Origin of the sequence: Pseudomonas sp. B1-22 (genome assembly GCF_050474425.1) — a bacterium.
GTDB lineage: Bacteria > Pseudomonadota > Gammaproteobacteria > Pseudomonadales > Pseudomonadaceae > Pseudomonas.
Genome location: NZ_JBCHVH010000005.1, coordinates 1 through 25,954, shown reverse-complemented (window position 1 = coordinate 25,954; position 25,954 = coordinate 1). Strand labels below are relative to the sequence as shown.

22 protein-coding genes and 1 pseudogene are annotated in these 25,954 nt (G+C 64.6%); 7 read left to right on the top strand and 16 right to left on the bottom strand.

Features of this window, described 5'->3' with window-relative positions; genetic code table 11:
- Nucleotides 1-63: 63 nt before the first annotated feature.
- Nucleotides 64-1,086, bottom strand: a complete 1,023-nt coding sequence (locus tag ACQ5BL_RS19170; protein ID WP_430293212.1) for an alpha/beta fold hydrolase — start codon at nt 1,084-1,086, stop codon at nt 64-66.
- Between the two features lie 118 nt (nt 1,087-1,204).
- Between ACQ5BL_RS19170 and ACQ5BL_RS19165 the strand changes: the two genes are divergently transcribed.
- Nucleotides 1,205-2,257, top strand: coding sequence for an AraC family transcriptional regulator (locus ACQ5BL_RS19165; RefSeq protein WP_243808410.1), 1,053 nt, complete (start codon nt 1,205-1,207; stop codon nt 2,255-2,257).
- Between the two features lie 59 nt (nt 2,258-2,316).
- Here ACQ5BL_RS19165 and ACQ5BL_RS19160 read toward each other — a convergent pair whose 3' ends face one another.
- From ACQ5BL_RS19160 to ACQ5BL_RS19150, 3 genes are all read right to left on the bottom strand, one after another.
- Nucleotides 2,317-3,327 (bottom strand): AraC family transcriptional regulator, encoded by a 1,011-nt coding sequence (locus tag ACQ5BL_RS19160; RefSeq protein ID WP_243808411.1) that lies wholly within the window; start codon nt 3,325-3,327, stop codon nt 2,317-2,319.
- A gap of 201 nt (nt 3,328-3,528) precedes the next feature.
- A complete protein-coding gene (locus ACQ5BL_RS19155) occupies nt 3,529-4,005 on the bottom strand; it encodes a 2,4'-dihydroxyacetophenone dioxygenase family protein (protein ID WP_243808412.1) in 477 nt (158 codons plus the stop codon).
- A 57-nt stretch (nt 4,006-4,062) separates the two neighbouring features.
- Nucleotides 4,063-4,932 (bottom strand): TauD/TfdA dioxygenase family protein, encoded by an 870-nt coding sequence (locus ACQ5BL_RS19150; RefSeq protein ID WP_243808430.1) that lies wholly within the window; start codon nt 4,930-4,932, stop codon nt 4,063-4,065.
- 448 nt (nt 4,933-5,380) lie between these two features.
- On the opposite strand from ACQ5BL_RS19150, the gene ACQ5BL_RS19145 reads away from it, so the two are divergent.
- From ACQ5BL_RS19145 to ACQ5BL_RS19135, 3 genes are all read left to right on the top strand, one after another.
- Complete coding sequence (locus tag ACQ5BL_RS19145; protein WP_243808413.1) at nt 5,381-6,784, top strand: DUF2252 domain-containing protein; 1,404 nt, start codon at nt 5,381-5,383, stop codon at nt 6,782-6,784.
- Nucleotides 6,785-6,992: 208 nt separating this feature from the next.
- Complete coding sequence (gene potE, locus ACQ5BL_RS19140; RefSeq protein ID WP_243808414.1) at nt 6,993-8,330, top strand: putrescine-ornithine antiporter; 1,338 nt, start codon at nt 6,993-6,995, stop codon at nt 8,328-8,330.
- Complete coding sequence (locus tag ACQ5BL_RS19135; protein ID WP_243808415.1) at nt 8,327-9,220, top strand: amino acid ABC transporter substrate-binding protein; 894 nt, start codon at nt 8,327-8,329, stop codon at nt 9,218-9,220. Before potE ends, ACQ5BL_RS19135 begins: the two co-directional genes overlap by 4 nt.
- Before the next feature lie 15 nt (nt 9,221-9,235).
- Here the strand turns inward: ACQ5BL_RS19135 and ACQ5BL_RS19130 are convergent, their stop codons facing one another.
- Nucleotides 9,236-9,406, bottom strand: coding sequence for a hypothetical protein (locus tag ACQ5BL_RS19130; RefSeq protein ID WP_243808416.1), 171 nt, complete (start codon nt 9,404-9,406; stop codon nt 9,236-9,238).
- 75 nt (nt 9,407-9,481) lie between these two features.
- Nucleotides 9,482-10,612, bottom strand: a complete 1,131-nt coding sequence (locus ACQ5BL_RS19125) for a helix-turn-helix transcriptional regulator (protein ID WP_243808417.1) — start codon at nt 10,610-10,612, stop codon at nt 9,482-9,484.
- A gap of 296 nt (nt 10,613-10,908) precedes the next feature.
- Between ACQ5BL_RS19125 and ACQ5BL_RS19120 the strand changes: the two genes are divergently transcribed.
- Nucleotides 10,909-12,381, top strand: coding sequence for an FAD-dependent oxidoreductase (locus tag ACQ5BL_RS19120; RefSeq protein ID WP_243808418.1), 1,473 nt, complete (start codon nt 10,909-10,911; stop codon nt 12,379-12,381).
- Between the two features lie 84 nt (nt 12,382-12,465).
- On the opposite strand, the gene ACQ5BL_RS19115 is transcribed toward ACQ5BL_RS19120, so the two are convergent.
- The 3 genes from ACQ5BL_RS19115 to ACQ5BL_RS19105 form a co-directional block, all read right to left on the bottom strand.
- A complete protein-coding gene (locus ACQ5BL_RS19115; protein WP_243808419.1) occupies nt 12,466-12,747 on the bottom strand; it encodes a helix-turn-helix transcriptional regulator in 282 nt (93 codons plus the stop codon).
- Nucleotides 12,748-12,885: 138 nt separating this feature from the next.
- Complete coding sequence (locus tag ACQ5BL_RS19110) at nt 12,886-13,665, bottom strand: hypothetical protein (RefSeq protein ID WP_243808420.1); 780 nt, start codon at nt 13,663-13,665, stop codon at nt 12,886-12,888.
- Between the two features lie 210 nt (nt 13,666-13,875).
- Nucleotides 13,876-14,283 carry a LysE family transporter gene (locus ACQ5BL_RS19105; RefSeq protein ID WP_430293211.1) on the bottom strand — a complete coding sequence of 136 codons (408 nt, stop codon included), beginning with the start codon at nt 14,281-14,283 and terminating at the stop codon, nt 13,876-13,878.
- 147 nt (nt 14,284-14,430) lie between these two features.
- Here ACQ5BL_RS19105 and ACQ5BL_RS19100 point away from each other — a divergent pair.
- Nucleotides 14,431-14,664: pseudogene (locus tag ACQ5BL_RS19100) on the top strand (transposase); the annotation flags it as partial.
- 192 nt (nt 14,665-14,856) lie between these two features.
- Nucleotides 14,857-16,599, top strand: coding sequence for a SulP family inorganic anion transporter (locus tag ACQ5BL_RS19095; RefSeq protein WP_207887291.1), 1,743 nt, complete (start codon nt 14,857-14,859; stop codon nt 16,597-16,599).
- A 91-nt stretch (nt 16,600-16,690) separates the two neighbouring features.
- On the opposite strand, the gene ACQ5BL_RS19090 is transcribed toward ACQ5BL_RS19095, so the two are convergent.
- From ACQ5BL_RS19090 to ACQ5BL_RS19060, 7 genes are all read right to left on the bottom strand, one after another.
- The gene (locus tag ACQ5BL_RS19090) at nt 16,691-17,722 is read right to left on the bottom strand and encodes a DUF2955 domain-containing protein (RefSeq protein WP_243808421.1); all 1,032 of its coding nucleotides are present in this window, start codon (nt 17,720-17,722) and stop codon (nt 16,691-16,693) included.
- On the bottom strand, nt 17,712-18,821 hold the full coding sequence (locus ACQ5BL_RS19085) for an HlyD family secretion protein (protein ID WP_243808422.1): 1,110 nt from the start codon (nt 18,819-18,821) through the stop codon (nt 17,712-17,714). The genes ACQ5BL_RS19090 and ACQ5BL_RS19085 overlap by 11 nt, the downstream gene beginning before the upstream one ends.
- Complete coding sequence (locus tag ACQ5BL_RS19080; RefSeq protein WP_243808423.1) at nt 18,818-20,353, bottom strand: efflux transporter outer membrane subunit; 1,536 nt, start codon at nt 20,351-20,353, stop codon at nt 18,818-18,820. The genes ACQ5BL_RS19085 and ACQ5BL_RS19080 overlap by 4 nt, the downstream gene beginning before the upstream one ends.
- 12 nt (nt 20,354-20,365) lie before the next feature.
- Nucleotides 20,366-21,463, bottom strand: coding sequence for an AI-2E family transporter (locus ACQ5BL_RS19075; RefSeq protein ID WP_207887287.1), 1,098 nt, complete (start codon nt 21,461-21,463; stop codon nt 20,366-20,368).
- Between the two features lie 22 nt (nt 21,464-21,485).
- Complete coding sequence (locus tag ACQ5BL_RS19070) at nt 21,486-23,306, bottom strand: monovalent cation:proton antiporter-2 (CPA2) family protein (RefSeq protein ID WP_279577359.1); 1,821 nt, start codon at nt 23,304-23,306, stop codon at nt 21,486-21,488.
- 102 nt (nt 23,307-23,408) lie between these two features.
- On the bottom strand, nt 23,409-24,080 hold the full coding sequence (locus ACQ5BL_RS19065) for a DUF3313 domain-containing protein (protein WP_243808424.1): 672 nt from the start codon (nt 24,078-24,080) through the stop codon (nt 23,409-23,411).
- Between the two features lie 412 nt (nt 24,081-24,492).
- Entirely contained in the window at nt 24,493-25,254 is a 762-nt protein-coding gene (locus ACQ5BL_RS19060; protein ID WP_243808425.1) for a hypothetical protein, read from the bottom strand.
- Nucleotides 25,255-25,954 lie beyond the last annotated feature (700 nt).

Sequence of the window (25,954 nt, the reverse complement as noted above, 5' to 3'; positions counted from 1 at the left end):
CCCGCGCGTGAGCGAACAGGGGCCTGCCTGGCGATTTCAATGGCTCAACCGGGGGCCGGGGCGCTAGTGGTTGCCCAGCTGACCGAGGAACTCCAGGAGCAGTGCATTGACCTGTTCGGGCTGTTCTTCCGCCGCACTGTGGCCCACTCCGGGTAGCAGGACCTTCTTGCGCAGCTCGACCAGATAGGTCTCTAGCTGCTCATACAGTCCGCGGATCTCCGGAGGTTCGAGGGAAGGGTCGGCGGCGCCGCCGATGAACAGGCTGGGCTGGCGCACCACCGCGCCATCGAGAAAGGCCGAAATCTCCCAGTTGCGGTCGCGGCAGCGGTAATAGTTCAGCGGTCCGGTGAAGCCTGTGCGGGTGTACTCGTCCACGTAGTGGTCGATCGCTTCGGGACTCAGCCAGGAGGGGAACTCCGCAGGGTCGGTGAAGGCATCGAGAATCGACTCGTCCGGCTCGATGAACAGGCGCCAGCGTTCGGCGCCGACGGCGCTTCCCGAGACCGAGTAGAAGATGCTGCGCAAGGTCTTGCGAGTGTCCGCGGCCAGTTCACGGTCGGGCTTTTCCAACTGCTGGAAGTACAGGTGGTGGTAGCCCTTGCCCTTGGCCAATGCCCGCAGGCCGTCCGTGGGCCTGATGCGGCCGCGTGGCGGTACCGGCGTGTTGAGCATGACCAGTGCGCGAAACAGCTCGGGCCGCAGCAGGGCGCAGGACTGCGCCACCCAGGCGCCAAGGTCGTGGCCGATGACGATCGCGGAGGTTTCGCCCAGGGCCTGCAGCAGGCCGACCATGTCACCCACTGACTGGCTCATGTCGTAGGCCTCGATGGCGGCGGGGCTGTCGGACCTGCCGAAGCCGCGCAGGTCCGGTGCGACCACCCGGAACCCGGCGGATGCGAGGACGGGGATCTGCCGTCGCCACATGTACCAAAGGTAGGGGAACCCATGCAGAAGTAACAGCAATGGACCCTTGCCTTCCTCGACGTAGTGCATCCGGATGCCGTTGACGTCGATGAAGTGGTGAGAGAACGCGTGCGGGTCGTCCAGGTCCCGTGGGGCTGGAGAGGGGGAGTTTTCCAAGGCCATCGTTGTGCTCGTCAAGTTGTTGTTTTTGTAGTTGTGGAGGATTAGCTTGACGTGCTCCGAGCTAATAGGCTTGGCTATTCAGGACAATAATTTTGCAATTTGGGACAACGGTGAGCGCATGTCCAACCTGACGCGCAGTGCCAGCCTGACTGACTACGAGCCAATCGCCCGGACAGTCGGTCTGGACCCCTTCCAGATGTTGCGGCTGGCCAAGTTGCCACCGCGGGTGCTCGAAGATCCCAACCTTCTGATCAGTGTCGATTCGGTCTGCTGGCTGCTGGAAGAGTCTGCGCGTGTTTCCGGTCAGGAAGCCTTCGGACTGCTGATGGCGGAGCGGCGCAGCCTGGCCGACCTGGGCATGCTGGCCCTGGTGATTCGCGAGGAGCCCACCTTGCGCGCGGCGATGGAGTCCTCTGCCCGTTACATGCGGATTCACAACGCCGGCGTGCAACTGCGCCTGGAGGACGTCGCGGACCTGCTGCTTCTGCATGTGGACATGAAGTTGAAGCACCAGGGCCTCTGGCGGCAAGCGGTGGAGATGTCGACAGGTATTGCCGTCCGATCCTTTCGGACTCTGGCGCGCGATGCCTTCAAGCCGGTGACCATCTGTTTCAGCCATGATCGCCCTGCCAGCCTGGACGTCCATCGACGCCTGCTCGGAACGGCACTCGACTTCGGGCAGGAATTCAACGCCATCGTCTGCCGGAGCCGCGACGTGAATCTGCCGATTGCCTCCGCGACACCCAAGCTCAATCGCGAAGTGAAACGCTGGCTGGACGTGCAACTGGCGGACCAGGGCGACGATCCCCTGGATCGGACGCGGCAGGTCATCCGGATTCTCCTGCCCACCGGAACCTGCTCCGTCGAGCGAGTCGCTCAGCATCTGGGCATGCATCGCCGCACGCTCAGTCGGCGGTTGGCGGAGGTGGGGGAGACTGGCTTGTCAGTGATCAATGCGATACGCGTCGAGCTGGCGGAGGAGTACCTGCTGACCAGCAAACGCAAACTCTACGAAGTCGCCGAGCTACTGGGCTTTACCTCGGGCGCGGATTTCTCCCGCTGGTTCCGGGGCCAGTTCGGCACGTCGCCATCGGAATGGGCAAGCCGGCATCGGGAGCGCGCGACAGCGAGGGATATCCCGAGGGCGTTGCCCGTTACCGGCAAGCGTTGAGCAACCGGGTACGCCTGAATGGGCGATCCGGCAGTGTGGCGATGTCGGGTCCGGTTCGACTATGCAGGGTGCCCCGGTTGCTGGCTGCGCCATTTGGTGGGCGCCATGCCGTGATGACTGCTGAACCATCGGGTGAACGAACTCGGGCTCGAAAACCCCAGCAGGCAGGCGATCTGGCTGAGCGAATAGCGCGGGTTATCCATATAGCGGACCAGCAGTCCCTGGCGAACTTCGTCATGCAGGTCGGAGTAGGACGTGCCGCACTCTTCGATCCGCCGTTGCATGGTTCTGACGGTGATGCCAAGCGATTGCGCGACCTGACCGGCGCTGGCTCGTCCCATGGGCAGCAACAGGTAGATGGCATGGCGCACGTCGTTCATGGTCGATTCCCGTACGGCGTCGGGAAGCGACTCGACGAAACTTCGGGCGTACTTCGCCATGACCGGATCGGCGGATGGATTGGGCGCATTCAGATTGGCGGCGGGGCAGACGATCCCGTTGAACTCGCCTCCGAATTCCAGCCGGCAGCCGAACAGGCGCCGATGAACATCCTGGTTCGCCGGTGCCAGGTGGGCAAAGCTGACGAACAGGGGGCGCCAGCTTTGCCCCAGCAGCGCGCCGCAGAAGCGATGCAGTACACCGATCGCCAACTCCATGCTCTGACGCAGCGGTGCCGGGTTGTCGACGGCAATTTCCACTCGCAACGTCACGACCCTTTCCGACTCCTCCACCTGGATGGCTACTGACTCGTTCATCAGGTGGCGGTATTTCAGGGCGGTATCCAGCGCGGCTCGAAGCGTCGGCTGGTGCGACAGCAGCAGGCTGATGGCGCCGAAGTTGGAGAGCTGGCGGGATTCGGCCATGCGCAGGCCGAAGGTTTCACAGCCGCTGGCCTGCGCAGACGACTCCAGTAGCCCGGTCACGGATGCCAGGGGGATGCGCAGGTCGGGATTTTCCAGCATGGCCGGGTGCAACCCGAAGCGGCTCAATTGCTGCTGGACATTCAGCCCCAGGTGCTGCGCGACCTCTGCATAGGTAGTCAGGGTCACTGCGCGAGCCATGGCTGCCATGTTTTCACCTCATTCTTGTTTCCATCATCCGCATGCCAGGCATGGCGGCGGTCGCCCTCGTTGGCGCTGGCCCGGCGATCCTTGTCGGCCACAGGGCCAGCGTACTCATGCAGTCGCAAAGGGCGGGAAGAGAAGGATCGGAATGGGCGGGACCGACGCCAGCTGCGTTCACACCAACTGGCGCCGCGACGCTCCGTCAATTCAGCGGAACGCGGTGAGATCCTTGGGTTCGATCCCGTTCGCCTCGCAGTAATGGAGGTAACGCTGGAGTGCGGTCTTCCAGTTTTCGATGGCCAGGACCTTGTCATGCTCATCGACGAAGACGAGGTCGCCGGTGACTATCACCAGCGTCAGCACGTACTCGGTATCGCCGGTAGTGACGACCTCCGGCTGGTGAGTGGATGCGGCGGTCTCGTAGACGATGCTGCCCGGCCCGGCGATCCAGTCGTGCTCCTTGTATTTCCACTGGCCTTCCAGGGTGTAGACGATGACGGTGCCGGAGTGATGGTGCTTGGGCAGCTGCATGTCGATCGGCGCTTTCATCAGGGTGATGATCTCGCCGCGAATCGGATCGAGCTTGAAGTACTTCAGAAAGACGTTGTCCGCATAGGGCGTGAAGGGAACCCAGGGGAGCGAATCGCCGTCGGTCACAGCAGTGTCGATTTGTTGATAGAGCATGGCGAGGCCTCTTGATCTTGTTGTGTTCAGGTCGTTTGGGTGTGTCGGGAAGGGCACTCAGGCCAGCGCGGTGCCGCTGAGCGTCGCGCGCAGCATCTTGCGCTGTGCCTTGCCGTAGTCGGCGACCGCGTAGTGCTGGCAGAGCAGGTTGTCCCACATCGCCACGGTGTTCTTCCGCCACTTCAGGCGTACCTGGTATTCGGGCACCGAAGCCTGCTGGGCCAGGTAGTTCAGGAGGTGCTGCGCTTCGGGCATGAAGTCCAGGCCGTAACGCACGTCCTCGAAGTTGAAGAAGTTCGAGAAGTGCGTGGTGAACGCCGAGTTCACGAACAGGACTTTCTCGCCCGTCTCCGGGTGGGTGAGCACCACCGGATGGTCGACGGCGGGGCTGCGCTCGGCCAAGGCACGGCGCTCGGCGATCGGCAGCTGTGCACCGAAGGTCGATTCCACGCTGTGCCTTGCATAGAGACCGTCGATTCTCTGCTTGATGCTCGCCGGCAGCCGCTCATAGGCCAGAACCATGTTGGCCCACAGGGTGTCGCCACCGGTCTCGGGGCCTTGCTCACAACGCAGGACCGCACCGCGAGGCGGGGCATTCTTGTAGGTCACATCCGAATGCCAGAGATTTTCCTTGCTGGCCTTCTCGACATAGTTCGGCTTGTCCGGGTTGAGGTTGCGGTAAAGCATCAGGAGCTTGTCCGCTTCCGGATGGCTCGGAGCCAGGGGGTGGGCTTCCAGGTCGCCGAATTGCGCAGCGAAGGTCTGCTGCTCCATGGGCGTGATGTCCTGGTCGCGGAAGAAGATCACCTTGTGCTTGAGCCACAGGCGGCGGATCTCGGCGATGAGGTCCGGATCCTGGGTAACGTCGGCCAGGTTGACGTTACTGAGCTCGGCGCCGATGTGGGGGGTACAGAGCTCGACTCGGATCGAATGCTGGCGAACGGATGGGCGAACGATGGCGGGGGCGACGGCGGCCTGCGTTGGGCCGCCTGACATCTCGGTGGTGTCTGTCATGGCTGTCTCCAGATTCACGGGGGCGCTCGCCCACGGTCATCCGGCAGAAAGGATTTGGGCCATGCACCGGACCCTGACCGCGTATGAGCGCGCCGATCCAGAGTAAGAATTGCCGGCGCCTGCCTGTGCGCCGGATGGGACAATATCTTGGCAATTTGGGACAGACGGCCTGGCGCTGGCGGCGGTGGTGGAAAGTCGGCGCGCGTAATGCGAAGTACCCCGAGTGGCCTGGGGGAATTTGATCTAGCTTGAATGGAGGGGAGCCGGCGGCGCAGTGGTGCCTGGCTCCACGAGCACTGGGCGTCGCCGCGGATTGCGCGTTCGCCCCCCTTGTCCCTGCCCCATGGGTGACGACAGCAAGATGGCCTCCCACAAGAAAGCTTCCGCCAGGAAAGCCAGCAAGACCGAACCCGCAACCCGTTTTCTTTCCCGTGAGGAACGCCTGGCCAACGGACAACGCCTGCGCTCCCAGATACCCCGCGAAGCGCACGCCAAATGGAAAACGCCCGGCCGCCAGCGCGACGTGATCGCCATCCTGGAGAAGTCCAACCGCGACCGAGTCAAGGAACTGGTGCCGATCCGTTACGGACGCATGCTGCGTTCGCCCTTTACCTTCCTGCGCGGCTCGGCGGCACTGATGGCTCGTGACCTGGCCACGGCGCCACACATCGGCGTAAACGTGCAGGCCTGCGGTGACTGCCACCTGCTCAACTTCGGCCTGTTCGCCACGCCCGAACGCAACCTGGTCTTCGATCTCAACGATTTCGACGAAACCCTGCCCGCCCCCTGGGAGTGGGACATCAAGCGCCTGGTGGCGAGCTTCGCCGTGGCGGCGCGCGATGGCGGCCTGTCCGATGCCCGTGCGCGTGATGCGGTCGTCGCCTGTGCGCGATCCTACCGCGAGAACCTGCGCGCGTATTCGAAGATGAGCCCGCTGGAGGTCTGGTATTCGCGCCTGGATACCGACGCGCTGCTGGCGATGGCGCCCGACGCCAAGACGCGCAAGTTCCGTCAGCAACTGTTCGATCGTGCTCGCGAACGGGTGATGGAAAGCGCCTTCCCGAAGATCGCCGCGCAGGTCGGTGGTCAGCCGCGCATCATCGACCAGCCGCCGATCATCTATCACGTCGCCGAACACGACTTCATGCAGCGCGTGGAGCGCAGCCTGATCGATTACCGACTCAGCCTGTCGGATGACCGGCGGGTGCTGTTCGATCGTTACCGCGTGGTGGACGCAGCGGTGAAAGTCGTCGGCATCGGCAGTGTCGGTACCCGCTGCTTCATCGTGCTGATGTTCTCCGAAGAGAACCATCCACTGATCCTGCAATTCAAGGAATCCTGCCACTCGGTGCTCGAACCCTACGCCGGCAAGAGCCAGTACGGCCACCAGGGGCAGCGGGTGGTGATGGGGCAGCGTCTGATGCAGTCCTCCAGCGACATCTTCCTCGGCTGGATGCGCAGCCCGGCAGGACGCGACTTCTTCGTCAGGCAATTGCGCGACATGAAGCTGTCGGTGCCGGTGGACAATTTCACCGCGCCGCAACTGGAGCGTTATGCCGACATCTGCGGCCTGACCCTGGCCCGCGCCCACGCCAAGTCCGGCGATGCGGCGACCATCAGTGGTTACCTGGGCAAAGGCGATGCCTTCGACGAGGCCCTGGGAGATTTCTCCTTGCTCTATGCCGACCAGACCGAGCGCGATCACGCGGTGCTGGTGAAGGCTGCGCGTGCCGGGCGGGTGAACGTGCTGATCGAGGAGGAGTAGCTGGCATCACGGCTGGTGATGGTGACGGAGGATTTGCATTGGGGCGCTGCTGAGCGCGATTGCGCCGCGGATGTCGGCGCGCTGATCTTGATGGGGTCCTGTCATGAAAGATGCCGCTGGCGGCAGTGGTTTCTGTGCCGCAGGCAACAGTAAAAATAGCGAACTGCCACTATCTTCTGACGATAATGACTAAATAGAAGGGCTCCACATGGACGGTTCCGGCAAGAAAATGACGCTGACAGGGCTGACTACCCTGGTGGCGGTGAACATGATGGGTTCGGGCATCATCATGCTGCCGACGAGCATGGCGCAGCTCGGGGCGATTTCGCTGCTGTCATGGGCCGTCACCGCCGTGGGGTCGATGGCCATCGCCTACTGCTTCGCCCAGTGCGGCATCTACTGCACGCGTTCGGGCGGGATGTCGGCGTACACCGAGGAGGCCCACGGCAAGTCGGCGTTCTTCCTCTGCTCCTATCTCTATTTCCTGTCGCTGGCCATCGGCAACGTGGCCATCGCCATCTCGGCGGTGGGCTACCTGACGCCCTTCATTCCCTGGCTGGGCACCGGCGCTATGCCGCTGTTCATCGGTTCGGTGGTACTGATCTGGCTGACCACCCTGGCCAATTTCGGCGGTCCCAAGGTGACCGGGCAGATCGGCTCGCTCACCGTCTGGGGCGTGATCATTCCCGTGGCGGGCTTGTCGGTGATCGGCTGGTTCTGGTTCGACGGCTCGATATTTGCCGCCGCCTGGAACCCCAACGGCATCGCCACCCACGAGGCCATCACCCAGAGCATTCCGCTGACCCTCTGGGCCTTCCTCGGCATGGAGTCGGCGGCGCAGAATTCCGACGCCGTGGAAAATCCCAAGCGCAACGTGCCGCTGGCCTGCCTGCTGGGCACCCTCGGCGCGGCGGTGGTCTACGTGCTGTCCACCTCGGTGATCATGGGCATCGTGCCGAACGCCGAGCTGGCCAACTCCAGCGCACCCTTCGCCTATGTCTACGCGAAGATGTTCAACCCGGTGATCGGCAACATCATCATGGGGCTGGCGGTGATGGCCTGTGTCGGTTCGCTGCTGGGCTGGCAGTTCACCCTGGCGCAGACGGCCAAGGTCACCGCCGACCAGCGCATGTTCCCCCGGCTGTACAGCCGCGTGACCCTGATCGGCGCACCCATCGCGGGGCTGGTGGCGAATGCCGCGCTGCAAAGCGCGATGGCGGTTTCGACCATTTCGCCCAATGCGTCCGAGCAATTCGGCAAGCTGGTCAGCCTGGCGGCGGTGACCAACATCGTGCCGTACATCACCGCGCTCTCGGCACTGCTGGTGATCATGCAGAAGGCCGGCGTGGTCGGGTTCCCTCGTTACCGCAACGTCATCGCCCTGCTGGTCGCCATGGTCTACAGCTTCTATGCGCTCTATGCCTCGGGCATGGAGGCGGTGTTCGGCGGCATGATCGTCACGGCGGTGGGCTACCTGATGTTCGGCTACATCGCCGACCGGCTGCTCGAACCGCAGTCGCCCGCCCGCGCGGAGGGCCGGCCATGAAGCGCAGGCTCCCGCGTATCGCGGTCGTGCTGGCGGCCATGCTGCCGTTGCTGGCGCCGGCCCAGACCCTCGAACGCATCCGCAGCAGCGGCACCCTGACCCTGGGCTATCTGCCGGACCTCCCGCCATTCTCGGTCGGCGAAGGCGAGGGCGCCTCGGGTTACGGCATCGATCTGTGCCAGAAGGTGGCGGACCAGCTCAGGAGCCAGCCGGGCCTGGCGCAGATGAAGGTGCGCTTCGTGCCGCTGACACCGGACAAGGCCACGCAGGTGGTGCAGGGCGGCGGCGTCGACCTGCTCTGCAGCCCGATGGTGGAAACCCTGAAGCTGCGCCAGAGCCTCGACTTTTCCCTGCCGGTGTACACCGCCGGACTGGGCGTGGTGGTGCGCAAGGATGCACCGCCGTTCCTGATCAAGGCGCTCAACGGCGAAGTGGACCAGAACGGGCCGACCTGGCGCGCGACGCTCAATCGCGGCCTGGCCGCCTACAGCTTCGCGGTGCAGGGTGGCTCGGCGGTGGAAACCTGGGCCCGTGAGCGGATGCGCTTGCTGAAGATACTGGTGACCCTGCGCACCGTGGCCAGTCCGGCCGAGGGCGTGGGGCAGGTGGCGGACGGGAAGGTGAATGCGTTCTTCGCCGACCAGATGACCCTGCGCAGCCTGGTGGCGCGGGATGGCGCCAATGCCAACCTGAAGGTGCTCGACCGCCGTTTCGAGTTCGCGCCGGTGGCACTGGCCATGCCTCGCGGAGACGAGGACTTCCGCCTGCAGGTGGATACGGCGCTGAGCCAGGTCTATCGCTCCGGCGCCATCGGGCCGCTGTACGGCAAGTACTTCGGCGCGCCCGGCGAGCTGGACCAGACCCTGTTCAAGGTCTATTCGCGGCCCTAGCTCGCCCGACCCGGCTCACGGCAGCTGCCGCAGGCAGTTGCCGGCGCCGCACGGGGCGGTCGGGGACCGCCGCTCCTCCAGACTGGCCTGCTTCGCCGAGGCTTCGTACAGGTCCAGCATGTGCCGCGCGGCCAGCAGGCAGCCGCAGATGATGAGGGTGATCAGCAGCGGAATGAACCTGGACATCGCAATGGCCTCGTCGACTAACCCCGGGTTTCGCACGTTAGTCGGTGAGGCCGAAGGCCAAATCGTCCGCCAGGACTAGCCCAGGGAGGCCACGCTGCGCAGGATCAGGCGCACCAGCATGGTCTGCCGGGTCACGCCCGTCTTGGAGAAGGTCGAGCGCAGGTGGGCGCGCGCGGTGTTGCGGCTGATGCCCAGCTCGTCGGAGGCCTCGTCCAGAGTCAGGCCGTTGGCCAGCAGCAGCGCCAGCTGGGACTCGGCGGGCGTCAGGTCGAACAGCGCCTTGACGATCTCCTGGGGCGCGCGGGCTTCCTGCTCCGGGTCGCTGACGAAGATCACCACCGAGGGGCAGTGCTTGCCCTCGTTCCATTCGCTCAGCGGCACCGAGCGCACGATGACCCCCAGGTCCGCGCGGCCGGAGGGGCGTTGCACGCGCATGGCCTCGACCACCGACGGTTGCGAGCCTTTCTGCGATTGCAGGGCCTGTTTCACCAGGCGGCGGAATGTCTGGCTGTCGCGCGAGGTGCCGACCTGCAGGGTATCGCCGCTGATCTTCAGGCCATCCTTTTCGCGCAGCAGGCTTTCAGCCACCTGGTTGGTCTGCAGGATATTGCCGGCCTCGTCGAGGATGATGGTGCCGACGGCGAACTGGTCCACCGCGCCGGCGTAGAGGTTGCGTTCGGTCTCGATGCGGTTGATCTGCGTGTGGAGCATCACCGAGCGCTCCAGGTGCGGTACGAAATGGGCCAGCACGGCCTTCTCGTCATTCGTGAAAGCCGGGGATTCGATACCGCGGCAGACGCGGATGCGGCACAGGGCGCCGTTGCTGCTGCGGATGTCGGCGCCGAGGATATGGAACACTCCCGCCGGTTCGAGGAAGTTGCGATAGAACTCCGAGGCCAGCCAGTCCTCGCGGGAGACGAACTCATCCAGGGTCACCACCTGGCCGTTGGGTAGGTCGACGAAGGGATCGAGGTTGAAATAGTACCGGTTGTAGGAGGTCTCGAGTGCGGCCGAACTGCCGTTGGCGTTGACGATCAGGCCGTCATTCTGGTCGCTGGGCGGACGCAGGATGAGGGTCGTGTACTTGGCATCGAGGAATTGGTTGAGCTGGTTGAGAAAGGACGTCCACGGTGTCGGTTCCAGGGGACCCTGGTAGAGATTGCCGAGCATCCCGCTGAACTGGTCGAGGGAAAGCGAGTAGGGCATTGGTGAGCCATTTCTTATTTTTGTTGTAGGAAAGCGCCGAGGAGATTAAGCGGCGCTCCCCGTCAAAGGCAATCCTTCTCATTAAGCCGGGCCCGCTGTGGCGCAGTGCGTCCTGCTAGTTCAAACGGACGAGGGCCGTCGTTCCCGCTGTCGATAAGGTGGGGCGGTCCCTGCTCGCCGAGCGGTGCGGAGCTGGCCCTGCGCCGGCGCCCGTTTTACTCCCGATTTCCGCTGCTTCTGTTCGATCACGGCCGGCAGGTTCGTTTGCCAGAACAACAACAAGAAGGAGCATCTGCATGTCATCCCCGTTCTCCGTGAATCGTCCCTGCCGTCTGCAGGATGTCCCCGCGTGGGACCAGGAAACCGAAGTGCTGGTGGTCGGCTTCGGCGCCGCCGGCGCCAGCGCCGCGATCGAAGCGGCCAGTGCCGGGGCGCGCGTCCTGCTGCTGGAAGCGAGCTCCGGCAGCGGCGGCACCAGCGCCCTTTCGGGAGGCGAGATCTACCTGGGCGGCAATGGCGGTACCCCGGCCCAGCGCAATGCCGGGTTCAGCGACGACAGCGAAGACCTGTTCCGTTACCTGATGATGGCCGGCGGGCCGGACGCCGACGAAGCCAAGGCGCGCCTCTACGCCGACAACAGCCTGGATCACTACCACTGGCTGGTCGCCCAGGGGGTGCCGTACAAGAACACCTACCTGCCGCAGAAGATGGTGGAGCCGGTCACCGACGACTGCCTGATCTGGTCCGGCAGCGAGGAGGCCTGGCCCTTCTCCGAGCAGGCCAGGCCTTGCCCGCGAGGCCACACGCCGCAGTGGGAGGGCTGGGGCGGCGGCCGCCTGCTGATGGACATCCTGGCCGCGCGGGTCGTCGAACTCGGCGTCGAGGTGCACTACGACAGCCGCGTGCTGGCCCTGGTCGTCGATGACGCGGGTCGGGTCCACGGCGTGGTGGCGCGTTGCGACGGCCAGCCGCGCTACCTGCGCGCCAGCAAGGGCGTGATCCTGTGTGCCGGCGGCTTCGTGATGAACCGCGAGATGGTGCGTCGCCACGCGCCGCAACTGATGCCCAACGAGAACCCGATCGGCACACCGGGGGACGACGGCAGCGGCATCCAGCTGGGCATGAGCGCCGGCGGCGCGGCGATCCACATGGACGAGGCCTTCGTCAGCCTGCCGTTCTACGCGCCGGAGTCGCTGGTCAGGGGCATCTTCGTCAACGAGCGCGGCCAGCGCTTCATCAACGAGGACTGCTACCACGGCCGGATCGGCTATCACATCCTGCGCCAGGGCGGGGAGCGGGTCTTCCTGCTGGCCGACAATGCCTGCTTCGAGCGTCCGCCCGAGTTCACCCGCATCGACATCGCCGCCGTCGGCGAGACCTGGGAGGAGGTGGAGCAGGAGCTGGGCCTGCCCTCGGGCACCCTGGCTGAAAGCGTGGCCTTCTTCAACCGGCATGCCGCACAGGGCAGCGATCCGCTGTTCCACAAGGCGGCGAAATGGCTCAAGCCGCTGGACGAGCCGCCCTTCGTTGCCCTGGACTGTCGCTTCGACTACGCCTTCTACCCGCACTTCACCCTGGGCGGGCTCGACACGCTGCCCACCGGCCAGGTGCTGACCCAGCAGCGCGAACCCATCGCCGGGCTCTACGCCGCCGGCCGTACCACCTGCGGCCTGCCGCGCTGGGGTGGCGGCTACAGCTCGGGCCTGTCGCTGGCCGATGCCAGCTTCTTCGGTCGCCAGGCCGGTCGGCACGTCGCAACGCAGGGCTGAGCGTGCGCAACGCCCCGGTGATCGACACCGGGGCGTTTGCCTCGCTGACTGGGGGAAAGGACGGGGAACCGAGAGCGAGCGGCCTCAGCCGGTCCGCTGGTCGCCGCAGAGGAAGGCCACGCTGCCGTGCAGCGTGCAGGCCAGTTCGCTCTGCCGGTTGACCCCGGCCTTGCCGAAGATCGCCCGCAGGTGCGACTTGGCCGTGTTGCGGCTGATGCTCATGCGCTGGCAGGCATCCTCCAGGGACAACCCGTTGGCCAGCTGCGCGGCCAGCTCCGCCTCGGTGGGAGTGAAGCCGAACAACTGGCGCAGCGGTTGCTGCGGCACGCTGGCGGTCTGCTCGGGATCGCGCAGGAACACCGCCACCCGCGCTTCGCCGCCTTCGCTCTGCTCGCGTCCCGGCGGCGACGTACAGACCGTGGCCAGCAGTACGCCCCTGGTTTCAGGCTACGGGGCGTAATCCGAGGGATCGAGCCGGGCAGTGGCGACGGGTGGAGCTGAAGCCTAATCCCGATCCATGCGTCGCAGTCTCCTTGCATGCAGTCGCTGGGAGATGCCCTTGAACACACTGCCCTCGTGAGGATCGCCAAAATGCAGCAATACCGTGGAGCGTACGCTGGTGGGCAGACAGGGCTGATTTGCATGCAGCGAGCGCATGCCCCAGAAGAAGTAGAGATTACCGGGAGTCAGCGGCACGATTTTCGCCGATAGCCATTGCTGCACGCGCGGCCTGCTCCATATCCGTTTCAGCAGTTTCTCTACCAGCAGTTTTTCAAGAATATTGACGACCGCGAAGCGCCTCTCCTCGCGGAAATTCGGAAACATGACCAGATGCCCTGGCAGCTCGCCCGGGCCGTTGGGGATCAGAACCGGCAGCAGTATGGTGACGACGTACGAGTCGTAGTGAAAGTTGTTCGCGTGCCGCAGTCCGTGCGTGCCGGTCAGCACGCGCAGGACCGGAAAAATCCGGTCGCTGGGCGGCGCCTTGCGCATCTTCCGTTCATAAAGACATCGAAACAACGCGCGCAGGCCAACGTCCTCGAATAGCGGGCGGAGGCAGGTGCCGGCGGTCCATTCCATGCCCTCAAAACTGAAATATTGGCCATCGTGCTGCTCGATCTGATGAGCAATGAAACCTCGCATTTGCGCGAGGATTGCATCCGGCACGCTATGGTGCAGGATGCCTACCCCGGATTCGTCCATTGAGTTGGCCAGGGCATGCATGCTTGCAGCGCTGAGCGTTACGAATCCATCGGGCGACGTAGAGTCGTTCAACTGGGTCATTGACGTACCTCGGCCCGGATTCGCAATGAATACGAACCCAAGCACCGCGAAAGGAGGATCGTGGCGGAAAACTGTGTTGTCTTCCGCACGAATTCGCTCAGATCGAGGTGTCATCGTGGACCGTGCCCGCCAACGTCTTCGATCGCGCCAATCATGTGTTCGATACCGAGCACGGAGAACTTGCCAGTGCCGCCTGCCCGGCAGCCCACACTACAACGTCCCTTGAACGAATCCCGTGGAGTCAGGACGAATCGCAGTACGTAGAGCAACAAGTCCGTGGTACGCGAGATAACAGACAGCACCGTCGAACGCGACTGCCACCATGCGCGGACTACCTATCAGCACGGCACCAGGGCCGTACGCTCCGAGCACAATCAGCAGCGCATCACTTGCAGCGCAGGTAACAGACATCAACAGCAGATGGCGGCTTGTAGTCGATCGTCTGATGACGAACGTGTCTTTCGGGCCAGCCAGATTGAAAAGACCTGTGCAGAGAAGCAAGCCTTCGAGGAAGGCAGCAGAGGCGTCAAGCACTGATAGCTTGACAACCTCTTGAACTGAACCTACGGAAGCTACGATCTTAAGGAAAGTAGTCACCGCATTTCCCAGTGTCAACATCGCTCGTGGGTAGTCGAATCTCCGGTTTCAGAAGACATCCAGCCGAAGATCACGTCTGTTTCCGTGGGATGGCGAGCGGCTGTTCAGGGAACCTCCGCAGAAGTCCCGGTCGATCTGCTGAAGGGGCGTCCCCGCTGGGTCCGGGGCCTGCCACATGCCTCAGATGGGCTTTCCGTCGGCAAACGCAGACAAACCCGGCGCAAGCGCTATCTGGCGGAGAGGGAGCAGGTGGTGTCCTGGTCCGGGCTGTTGGCGTTGATCGAGCCGTCCTTTCCCAAGGCTGGCAATGGCCGTCCGCCGTATCCGCTGGAAACCATGCTGCGCATCCACCTGCTGCAAAACGGGTTCGCCCTCAGCGACCCGGCGACTGAGGAAGCACTCGTGTCTGGCCGGCCGCTGACGGCAGAGCCAAGCGATCGCGATCGGCGCGTCGCGAAGCCTGTCATTTTCGAAAAAGTATTTGCACGGCAGGGGGTTACGGGCCACAGGGGCTGATCTACTCTGTACGCGGAAGGACTCCAATCGCACGGTGCCCTTCGGAGCAGCGTTCAATTCCCCTGGAGCCATTCATCCATGTCCGACACGTCCCACTCGGGATCTTCCGCGCGCCAACGGTCAGGTTTCGACTGGCAGCGCTGGCTGCCAGGGTTGGTCACCCTGCGGCATTACCAGATGGCCTGGCTGCCCAGGGACATCGCCGCCGGGCTGGTGCTGACCACCATGCTGGTGCCGGTGGGCATCGCTTACGCCGAGGCTTCCGGCGTGCCGGGCATCTACGGCTTGTACGCGACCATCATCCCGCTGCTGGCCTATGCGTTGTTCGGCCCCAGCCGGATTCTGGTGCTCGGCCCGGACTCGGCGCTGGCCGCGCCCATTCTCGCGGTGGTGGTGCAGTACGCGGCGAGCGATCCGCAGCGCGCCATTGCCATCGCCAGCATGATGGCGCTGGTCTCCGGGGTGGTCTGCATGGTCGCCGGACTGCTGCGCCTGGGCTTCATCACCGAGCTGTTGTCCAAGCCGATCCGCTACGGCTACATGAACGGCATCGCCCTGACGGTGCTGATCAGCCAGCTGCCCAAGCTGTTCGGCCTGTCCGTCGACAGCCAGGGGCCGCTGCGTGACCTCTGGAGCCTGGGCCAGGCACTGCTCGATGGCCGCGCCAACTGGCCGAGCTTCGCCGTGGGCGCCGGCAGCCTGGTGCTGATCCTGCTGCTCAAACCCTACCAGCGCCTGCCGGGCATTCTCATCGCGGTGGTCCTGGCGACCCTCTCGGTGAGCCTGTTCGACCTCGGCAGCCTGGGCGTCAAAGTGCTCGGCGAGCTACCCCAGGGGCTGCCGGCCTTCTCCTTCCCCTGGTTGAGCGGGATCGACCTGACGGAAATCGTCCTCGGCGGCATTGCGGTGGCGCTGGTGTCCTTCGCTGACACCAGCGTGCTGTCGCGGACCTACGCCGCGCGGATGAAGGCGCCGGTCAACCCGAACCAGGAAATGTTCGGCCTGGGCGTGGCGAACCTAGCGTCCGGCCTGTTCCAGGGCATTCCGATCAGCAGCAGCTCCTCGCGTACGCCGGTGGCCGAGGCGGCCGGCTCCAAGACCCAGCTCACCGGCATCATCGGCGCGCTGGCGGTCACCCTGCTGCTCCTGGTGGCGCCCAACCTGATGCAGCACCTGCCCAACAGCGCGCTGGCGGCGGTGGTGATCGCGGCGGCGCTGGGCCTGTTCGAGTTTGCCGACCTCAAGCGCATCTTCCGCATGCAGCAATGGGAGTTCTGGCTTTCCTTCACCTGCTTCGTCGGCGTGGCGGTGTTTGGCGCCATTCCGGGCATCTGCATCGCCGTGGCGGTGTCGGTGATCGAGTTTCTCTGGGACGGCTGGCGCCCGCACTTCGCGATACTCGGCAGGGTCGAGGGCACCCGTGGCTACCATGACGTGACGCGTTATCCGCAGGCCCGGCGAATCCCCGGCCTGGTGCTGTTCCGCTGGGACGCGCCGCTGTTCTTCGCCAACGCCGAGCAGTTCCAGAACACGGTGCTGGAGTCCGTCGACCAGTCGCCCACGCCAGTGCAGCGCCTGGTGATCGCCGCCGAGCCGGTGACCAGCATCGACATCACCTCCGCCGACATGCTCGCCGAGCTGGACAAGGCGCTGGAAGAGCGCGGCGTGGAGCTGCAGTTCGCGGAAATGAAGGACCCGGTGAAGGACAAGATGAAGCGCTTCGAACTCTTCGAGCGCATGGGCGAGAGCGCATTCCACCCCACGGTGGGCGCGGCGGTCGATGCTTATCTCAGCGAGTCGGGTGTCGACTGGCAGCCCTAGGTGGAAAATATCCGCGTAGCGGTGATGTGCGGAGAAGAGTCGGTGAGGATGGTCTCGTCCTCACCGATTTTTTTGCGCGAGGGTTCGGGAGCTAGACCGTGTGCGCCCGCGCGCGGCGGCTGTCGATCCAGATCAGCATGCCGCTGGCGTACAGCGACACGGCGAGGAACAGCGCCATGCGCACGGCGAAGGCGCGGTAGACGTCCTGGCCGCCGGCGCTGTCCTGCACCGACTGGCCGAGCAGGATCAGCATGGTGGTCAGGCAACTGACCCAGTACGCCGGGCTCTTGCGGGTGGCCACCGCCGCGTACAGCCGGCGGCCCTGCCAGAGGGTGAACAGCAGCACCCAGAGGAAGAACATCCAGAGGTGCACGAACAGGCTGAGGGCGCTCCAGACCAGGATCGCCAGTACCCCGGCCAGCAGGGTGGAGCCGATCAGTTCGCGGCTGGCGTGGCGCGCGTGGGTCTCGCCGGCCTGCTGGCCGAGGCTGACGGACTTCATGATCAGCGGCATGAAGCGGTCCGGCGCGATGATCGCCAGCAGGAAGGCCGGCATCACGATCAGCACGGCGCGCAGGGCGATCCAGCCGACGTCTTCCTCGCTGGGCCGCGGCGGGGCAGGGGGCGAGGGGGCATTGGCCGGCTCCGGGAACAGCGCATGGGCCACGGCGGTGCTGAGCACGGCCAGCAACATGCCCTTGGCCAGCGCTTCCACCACCGACAGCGCCAGGGTGAAGTCACTGGTGCCGGCGGCGGCGATCATGGTCAGTCCGATCACCAGCAGGTTCGCCAGCAGGCCGTTGCCGCCGCGCAGGGCATAACGGAACACCAGGTACAGTCCCACGCCGACCAGCAGCACGCCGCTCAGCGGGGCATGGCGCAGCAGTGGGATCAACAGCAGGCCGATGCCGCAACTGAGCAGCACCAGTATCGCCAGGGCCGGCGCCGCCTTGAGCGGCAGGGCCTGCGCGCGCATGGCCAGCAGGAGGACGGCGAGCACCGGCGCGAGAAAGGGAATCGGCAGCCCGATGCCGTAGCTGGCCGCCAGGCACAAGGCCACGCCCCAGGCCAGCCTCAGCGCGCGCCGGCGCCTCAGCTCCATGGGGAAGGGCTCAATAGGCATAGCTCAGCCAGCTCATCAGCCACATGAACAGGCGGCCGATCAGGTTCAGCGGGTTGCCTTCGCTGGGTAGCGCCATGACTTCGGCCTGGCCGCCGACGCGCAGGCCGGCGGTGTTCAGCGGCTGGTCGCGGTCCAGCTCGACGATCACCGGGAAGCGCTGTGCCGAACGCAGCCACTCGCGGCTGTTCTGCACCGTCGGCAGCGAACCCGGCGGGGCGCTCTGGCCGACGCTGACGCCGTAGCCGATGCTGCGGATACGCCCGCGCAGCAGCTCGCCGGGCAGGGCATCGAGCACCACCAGGACCGGCGTGCCAGGGCTCAGGTGGCCGAGGTTGTTCTCGGTCATGTCGGCGCTGATCCAGACGTCGTGGATGGCGATCAGGGTCATCACCGGGCTGCCGGGGCCGACGTAGTGGCCGACGTCGGTGCGCAGGTCGGTGATCAGGCCGTTGGAGTCGGCGCGCACCACGGTGCGGGCCAGGTCGAGGCGGGCCTTCGCGACGTTCGCCGTGGCGCTGCGCAGCTGGGCGTTGTCCTCGTCGTGGCCGCCCTGTTGCTCACGGGCGCGCTCGACTTCGGCGCGGGCCGCCGCCACCTGGCTGGCCGCCTGCTCGCGGGTCGCCTGGGCGCTTTCCAGGCGGCGCACGGAGACGGTGCCGGGGTCTTCCTGGAACAGCCGCTGCAGGCGCTCGGAGTCCTGCCGGGCCTTGCGCTCGTTGGCCTGCGCGGCGGCCAGGGCGGCCTGGGCCGAATCGATGCCGGCGGTGTTGGCGCCGATCTGCCGGCGTACGGTGTCGAGGTCGGCTTCGGCCCGCGACAGGGCGATCTGGTACTGCTCCTGGTCCAGCTCGAAGAGCACGTCGCCCTTGCGCACTTCCTGGTTGTTGCCCACCGCCACGCGCTTCACCTGGCCCGCCACTTCGGCGCTGACCGGGACCACGTAGGCCTGCAGTCGCGCCTGCTGGGTATAGGGCGTGAAGCGGTCGGCGAGCAGGTACCAGACCAGGCTGACGAGAATCAGCAGCAACACCACGCGCATCCCGCGGTCGGGGGAGGCTTTGCCGGGGGCTGCGGGTGGCGTATTGGGGGCGTCGCTCATTTCTGCTTACCTTGTCCTGAGGTGCTGGGGGCCTGGGCTGCCGGAGCCGGCTCATCGAGCAGGTCGCCCCAGTCGGTGCGTTGTTCCATGGTTTTGCGGGTCGCCGGATCGATGGGCGGGCGGCGGCTGTCCCAGCCGCCGCCGAGGGCCTTGTACAGCGCGACCAGGCTGCTGACCGCATTGCCCCGGCTGACCAGGTAGCCGTCCTGCTGTTGCAGCAGCAGTTGCTGGGCGTCGAGCACGCGCTGGAAGTCGGCGAAGCCTTCGCGGTACTGCGAGCTGGCCAGGTTCAGGGAGCGTTGCGCCGCCTGCGAGGCCTGCTCGCGAATGTTCGCGCTCTGCAGCGAGCGCACCAGTCCGCTGGCGGCGTCGTCGGCTTCGCGCGCGGCGTTGCGCACGTCCTGGTGATAGAGCTCGATCAACTGCTGCAGGCGCGCGTCCTGCACGCGCACGGCGTTCTCGCGCTTGCCGTAGTCGAAGGGGTTCCAGATCAGGCTCGGCCCGGCGGCGAGGTTGAAGCTGTCGGGCAGGTTGTTGGCCGACACGAAGCTCCAGCCGATGCTGCCCAGCAGGCTGATCGACGGGTACAGGTCGGCCTCGGCGACGCCGACCAGCGCCGACTGCGCCGCCACCGCCTGTTCGGCGGCGCGGATGTCCGGGCGGCGTTGCAGCAGGCTGGCCGGCACGTCCTGGAGCACCGCGCGGTCCGGCATCGGCAGTTGTCCGTGGCGCGCGGCCAGTTCCGGCATCGCTCCCGGCGGCCGCGCGAGCAGCGCGCAGAGGATGTTGCGCAGGGCGTTCACCTGGTTCTCGAACTCGGGAATGGTCGCCAGGGTCGCCAGGTACTGGGTGCGCGCCTGTTGCCAGTCGAGCTCGTCGTTCTCGCCGTGGCGGAACAGCCGTTCGGTGATCTCCAGGCTGCGTTCCTGGCGCTTGGCGTTCTCGCGGGCGATGTCCAGGCGCGCCTCGGCGGTGCGCAGGCCGAAGTAGGTGTCGGCGACCTGGGCGCGCAGCAGCACCATGGCGTCGGCGTAGTTGGCCTGGGAGGCGAAGTAGGCCGCGTCGGCGGACTCGATGGCGCGGCTGAACCGGCCCCAGAAGTCGATTTCCCAGCCGATGTCGAAACCGGCGCTGGACTGCCAGAACACCGAGTCTCGGGCAGTGGGCGCGCCGGACTGGTTCTGCTTGAGGTAAAGGCTTTCGCCACGGATCTGCTGCAGCTGCGGGTAGCGGCCGGTTTCGGCAATCTCCAGTTGCGCACGCGCCTCGGCGATGCGCAGGCCGGCCACCCGCAGGTTGGTGTTGTGTGCGTCGGATTCGGCGATCAGCGCGTCCAGGGTCGGGTCGGCGAACACCGTCCACCACTGGCGCAGGTCCGGGGCGCTGGCGTTACGACCGGCCTGTTCCAGCAGCGGCGTGTTCCAGCCGGCCAGCCAGGGATCCTGCGGCGGCTGGAAGTCCGGGCCGACTTGGGTGCAGCCGGCCAGGAGGGTGGTGAAGATGATGGTGCAGCGTCTGACGCGCTTTGGCATGGCAATCCTTGCTTATTCGGACGGTTTGGCGGTGCTGTCCGCTTCCTGCTGGTCGACCCATTGCCAGAACAGGTTGTAGGCCACGGCCAGGATCACCGGGCCGATGAACAGGCCGATGATGCCCTTGACCACCATCCCCCCGATAGCCCCGATCAACACCACCGGCATCGGCACGTCGACGCCGCGTCCCAGCAGCAGCGGCTTGAGCACGTTGTCGGAGAGGCCGGCGACGAAGGAGTAGATGGCGAAGGCGATGGTCGCGGCGGTGAAGCCTTCGGTGGAGAAGACATAGGCGATCACCGGGATGGTGATCAGGGTCGCCGGCGCCTGGGCGATACCCAGGATCAGGATGGCGACTGCCAGGATGCCCGCGCCCGGTACGCCCTTGACCACGAAGCCGATGCCGATCAGCAGCATCTGGATGAAGGCGATGCCGATCACCCCCTGGGCGACCGCACGGATGGTGGCGGTGCACAGGACGGCCATGCTCTTGCCGCGATCCACGCCGGCCACCCGGTTGGCGATGCGTTGCGCGGCACGGGTACCGGTTTCACCAAAGGCCATGATGATGCCGGAGACGATGATCGCCGCGATGAACAGCAGGAAGGCGCCGCCGGCGCTGGCTGCGGCGCCGAGCAGCACGCGGCCGGTGCCCTTGAGATAGGGCAGCAGGTGCTGCGCCACGTCGCTCAGGCCGCCGGAGGCCATCTGCCAGGCCGCGTAGACGCGCGGGCCGATCAGCGGCCAGGTGGACACCGATTCCGGCGGCGGCGGAATGCTCAGGGTGTCGCTCTTGAGCAGTGTCACCACCTTGTCCATGGAGTCGCCGACGTTGGTCGCCAGGAGATAGATCGGCGCGATCAGCACCAGCAGGACGAAGAGTACGATCAGCGTCGCGACGTAGCCGTCCTTGAGGCCGGTGCGTGCCTTGAGCCAGCGCTGCAGCGGATAGAGGGTGACGGCGAGGATCACCGACCAGATCATCAGCTCCTGGAAGGGCTGGAAGACCTGGAAGGAAAACATCACCAGGACGGCGATCAGTCCGGCCTTGATGAGGACATCGAGCAAGCCCCGGGACAGGGTGCTATCGAACTTGAAACTGGGTTGCATGGTTTTCCTCCAGACCGACCCCTCAGGCCGGACGATCCTCGCGCCCTGGGGCGCTTTCCAATGGCTGTTCCTTGACTTGCGGTGTAACGCCGGCGACTCGATCGCTGTCGTCGCCAAATTGACCGTCTGGCTCGTCATCACGACCCTGCCGATGCAACTCCAGCAGCCACTGTGCCTCCTGCTGCTGGTAACGGCGTACCCAGGTCGCGGCCTGTTCCTCGCTCACGCCAAGCTCGATGAAAGCTCGGCGTCCCATTTCCAGGCTGGAATGGAAGGTTTCGCGTACCGGGTTGGCGCCCCGGTCGAGTAATTGCAATACCTGCTGGCGGTTGCTCGCCCTGGCGATCACCCGTGTATGCGGGTAGAGACGCGAGAGGGCCTCCACCGTATTGAAGTTGATCTCCGGGTCGTCGGTGGCGACTATCACCAGCTCAGCCTCGCCGACCTTGGCGGCATGGAGGATTTCCGGGCGTGTCGGGTCGCCGTAGAAGACCGGTACGCCACCTTCCTTGCCCTGGCGGCGCAGGGCGTCCACCGAGGTATCCAGCGCCACCACGGGTACGTTCTGGGCTTGCAGGAGGTTGGCGACCACGCGACCCATCCGGCCCATGCCCGCGATCACGACCCGCGGCTGGTCCTCTACCTCCGGCGTGCCCTGCGGAGCATCGGCTTCGCTCGTCTCGTCGGTCATCCAGCGAGCCAACGCCATCATCACCAGCGGCACCACGGCCATCGATAGGGTGATGGCGAGTACCAGCACATCGTGCACCTGCTGATCCAGCAGACGGTGATCCAGTGCCAGCTTGAACACCACGAAGGCGAATTCGCCGCCGGACGCCAGCACCACGCCCAGGCAAATCGCTCCGGCGCGGCTCAGGCCGCCGAAGAGACGGCCGAGGGCGATCAGCAGCGGCAGCTTGATGCCCACCAGCAAAACGGTCAGTCCCAGCACCAGGACCGGTGCATTGATCAGCAGGCGCAGGTCGGCAGTCATGCCCACGCCGACGAAGAACAGCCCGAGCAGCAGACCTTTGAGCGGCTCGATCTGCGATTCCAGTTCATGGCGGAACTGCGACTCCGCCATCAGCATGCCGGCGAGGAAGGCGCCCAGCGCCATGGACACGCCGACGTGCTCCATGATCCAGGCCGTGCCCAGGACCACCAGCAAGGCGGTGGCGGTAGACAGTTCGCGCAGGCCCGAGCCGACCGCCCAGCTGAACACCGGGCGCAGCAGGTAACGCCCGCCGACGATCACCACGCCGATGCCGACCGCAACGGCCAGCAACGGCCGTATGCCGCTGTCGGCTGCGCTTTCGCCGCCGCCGCTCAGCAGCGGTACGATGGCGATCAGCGGAATGGCGGCGATGTCCTGGAACAGCAGGATGCCCACGGCGCTGCGGCCGTGCGGCTTGTTCAACTCCTTGCGCTCGGCCAGCACCTGCAGGCCGAAGGCGGTGGACGACAGCGCCAGGCCCACGCCCAGCACCACGGCGGCTGCCGGCGACTGGCCGAACAGCAGGTATGCCAGCGCCCCGATGACGATCGCGGTCAGCCCTACCTGCAGCGAGCCGACGCCGAACAGCGAACGGCGCATCATCCACAGGCGGCGCGGCGAGAGCTCGAGGCCGATGATGAAGAGCAGCATCACCACGCCCATTTCGGAAAGCTTGCCGACGTTCTGCGGATTGTTGATCAGACCGAGCACCGAAGGGCCGATCAGGATGCCGGCCAGCAGATAGCCGGGCACCGCACCGAGTTTCAAGCGTTGCGCCAGTGGCACCAGAACCACCACTGCCAGCAGGAAGATTACCGTCGCCTGTAAGAAGCTTCCGTCATGTGGCATTCATCAGCCCTCTTTTGGCTCCATCCGGGCTTGTTGCCCCGAGTGCCGATCGTGTTCGCGAAACCGGCCGGGAAGTCCTCCGGCCGGGTGGTTCGGTCCTGTTTACTTCTGTGCGCGAAGCTTGGTGTACGACAGGCGCATGTCCTTGGCCCAGCCGTCCAGTACGCCTTTCACATCGTTGGCGGTCATCGCCTGCTTGTCGTTTTCCAGCGGTTGCCCGGTGCCCTTGCGCACGACCTGGGCAACTTCCTTGCTGGTGCGGCCGTCGAGGAAGTCGGCTTCGGTGGCGATCACGGTGTCCTGGTCGCGGATGCCGACGGCGGTGCTCACGCCGGCGGAGATCAGGGCGATCGGGATCACCTCGTAGGCACGCAGGGATTGAGTATGGCTGCTCACGCCGGTGATCGCGGCGCGGACCACCAGCGAGTCGCTGGCGGGCTGGTTGACCACCGGCAGCACCTGGCCGAACTCACGCTTGAGCACCTGGGTGTAGTAGGCGGAGATCTGGTCGAGGGTCTGCTGGGAAACCTTGTCGGTCGGCGCAGGCTTGGGGAAGTACTGGGTCGGTTCGATGTAGACGCTGGTGTAGCGGCCAAGATTCAGGTTCGGCTCGACCCAGGACATGACCTTGGCGCCGGAGGCATTCTCCTGCTCGCTGAGGTGCGAATAGTTGCTCAGGAAGCCGGAATAATCTTCGCTGGAGACCTTGTTGCTCGAGCAGCCGAACAGCAGCGGAAGCACCAGCAAGGGAAGCAGGACTGCGTGTTTCTTCAATTTCGTCTCCTAATAAAGAGTGGATATCGCCGTCGTGATAACGACGGGCCCAGCACAGCATCTCGGCCCCATGAAATGGGCAAGGTCTTGTATTGACCGTGGGCAATTCCACGCCCTCGACATTGGCGAACTCCTTGTGGGGCCCGCGGCGGGAGGCGGCTGGTGACGTTCAGACGAGTGTGGCGCTTCTCGTGGATGCGCCATGAATTACGGATAGATCGAGTATGGATGAGCGGCGGCGATTTGCCGGCGCAAAAGAGTAAGGGGAGCCCCTGTTTATGAGCAATAGCGCAATAAAATATTCAAAGAATTGCGAGTCGGTTCTGATATTTGCGAACAACTCGATGATTCGAAGTTGTTCGATAGGTTAGTGGCAGCGTCCTATTGGCTCGTTCTCCAGAGGGCATTGCCGCTAGATCCTCCAGATCGGGCCGTACGAGCCGAAGCAGGCGTTCGAGAGGGCGTCGGGCCTCACGTCATGGGTTTCAACGGCGCCCCATTCATTGATTTCCAGGGTCAATTGCGGGGTGAGTTCCCTTCCGCTCCTCAAGCGAACGCTGTCGAAGACTTGAATGTTCTTTCCTGAGCTGACCACGCTGGTTTCCATCCAGGCATCTGGGGTGCTGGCTTCATGCAGTCGCGCGAGCAGTGCGTTGTACAGTGGCAGGTAGCGGCCATCCGGCGCTCTGCAGTCGATGTTGATCTTCTTGATGATCGCCTCGGCCTTGGGCGAACTGAAATAGATGCGCTGTCCGAAGTCCCGTTGCAGTTGGTCGACGTACGTTGAACTCTGTCCAACGGTCTGTGGTTTCGCCGGGGCTGGAAGGTTTACGGTGGACGGAATCGATCCCGGTTTTCTGGCGAGGTCCTGCTGGCAGGCTTCCCGGCTTTTATAGAAAGAGTGGGAAATCACTTCGCCGGTGGGTTTGTAAGTTGCCGACGCAATCAGGACGGCGCCATTGCCCAGGAGTTTCTCGGTCTTCTGGCCATAATCCCGTGCATCGCCCCAGATGCCATTCGGCAAGCCGGTCGCCCATTCGTAGCAAAAGGGCGGCGAGGTATCCCGGCGAAGTTCGTAAACGCGGCCTTGAAGGAATGTCTGAGGGCTTTCGGCAAAGGCCAGGAGTGACGTCGCTGACAAGCAGGATGCGATGAGCAGCTGAATCCGATTCACACAGGGTCTCCTTCTAGACCGTACGGCCCTGAATCAGGCGGGCGCCGCCATCATCATAGCTCGGCTGGTCATACAAGCTGCTCGAAGTTCCGGCGGTCGTGGCGGTGCTCTTGCGGGCGGTGAGGATTCGGCCATTCAGGCAAGTAAGTGCGAGCAGACGAATGTCGCCAGGTAGGCCTTGGGGTTGTGATGGCCGGCATCGATGTTGTTTCCCTCCTTATATAGAGGGGGAGGGGAGACACCCTTTGTCATCTTTCTGCAAAAAGCCGTTGACGGGGATTTTTCAGTCCCTATAATGCGCACCACTCCCAGCGATGAAGTGCTGAAAGAGCTTGAAAATCAAGCACTTACAGAAGCTTTAAGTTGAGAGTGGTGATCAGGCAGGTGATTCACTTGCCGCTCTTCATTGGCTGCTCCGGCAGCGAACTGAAGAGAAGGTCATCGAGGTGCTTGACAGTGAGTTTGATCGCTGTAGAATGCGCCTCCCGCTGATGAGAAGGCTTCCTTCGCTGATGCGCAAGCGGTTGAGTAGAAAAGAGATTTTCGAAAATAACGCTTGACGGAAAAAGAGGCTAGCGTAGAATGCGCGCCTCGGTTGAGACGAAAGCCTCAGCCAAACGCTCTTTAACAAGTCGAATCAAGCAATTCGTGTGGGTGCTTGTGATGTAAGACTGATGATCGACTGATTATCAGCAACGCA